Below are 975 nucleotides of genomic sequence, written 5' to 3'. Positions count from 1 at the left end.
CGAAGAACTTTTCGAGGTCGAGGTCTACAACCCAGCGATGTCCCGCCTGAATGTAACCCTGCGCGCGCGCCACGGCCTGATGTGCCGAGCGTCCCGGACGGAAGCCGTAACTGGCGTCCGAGAAGGTTGGGTCCCACTGCCTTTGCAGCACCTGCAACACCGCCTGCTGAACGAATCTGTCGAGCGCAGAGGGAATGCCGAGCTTACGCACGCCACCTCCATCCGGCTTGGGTATCTCGACCCGTCTCACAGGTTGCGGCTTGTAGGTTCCTTCGAGCAGTGAGGCCCGTATCGACGGCCAATGCTCACGCAGGAACGCCGGTAGTGCCTGAACCGTCATGCCGTCCACGCCCGGCGCGCCTTTGTTCGCCTTCACACGTTTCAACGCCCGTTGCAGGTTTCCCCGCTCACAGACTTCTTCCATCAGTCGGTCACAAGCCGACGGGCTTTCAGTTTCGGGGTTCGCCGCCATAGGTTCAGCCCCTCGGGCGGCAGTCATCCGGGCTTCACCCGGACCTCCGCCGTCAAGGACGCGTTGCGTTTTCTGCTGCTCTCCCATGTCGAGTTCTCCGGCTTACTCGCCGCTCCTCTCCGTTTGGGCCTTCGGGCGTTGCCGCCCTACTACGCCCGCTGCTGACTCCTGCACGGCGATCAACACCCCTTGCGAGTTGTTCAGTCCTGATTCCAGGACACCGGGCAGGCCTCCCGAGGTAAGCTCAACCGCCTTCGCCACACGCCTGCCAGATCTACCACCCCGGACCTTGATGGTTATGGACTTCGCGATCATTGGCTCGCTCGTCCGGCCGGGTAGGCCTCATATCTGGTTTCTGTTCGTCAGGTCGTGGCTTTGCTCCACGCTTCCTTCAGACCCCGCCTCGCGACGACGCCCTTGCGTTTCACTAGCCCTTCACCACCATCAGGTTGGGCAGGGGACTTCCACCCCCAAGCTGTTGCGCATGCTCGGCGCACCAAAAA

1 protein-coding gene is annotated in these 975 nt (G+C 62.3%); it reads right to left on the bottom strand.

Features of this window, described 5'->3' with window-relative positions:
- Positions 1-376 (bottom strand): reverse transcriptase domain-containing protein (locus tag KHO33_RS41890; protein ID WP_328822838.1); only part of this gene is annotated, 376 nt, incomplete at its 3' end.
- Between the last annotated feature and the right edge of the window lie 599 nt (positions 377-975).

It is taken from the genome of Paraburkholderia nemoris (assembly GCF_905221015.1).
Classification (GTDB): domain Bacteria; phylum Pseudomonadota; class Gammaproteobacteria; order Burkholderiales; family Burkholderiaceae; genus Paraburkholderia; species Paraburkholderia nemoris.
The sequence above is the reverse complement of the archived record's forward strand: the minus strand, read 5'-3'. Positions and strand labels throughout refer to the sequence as shown.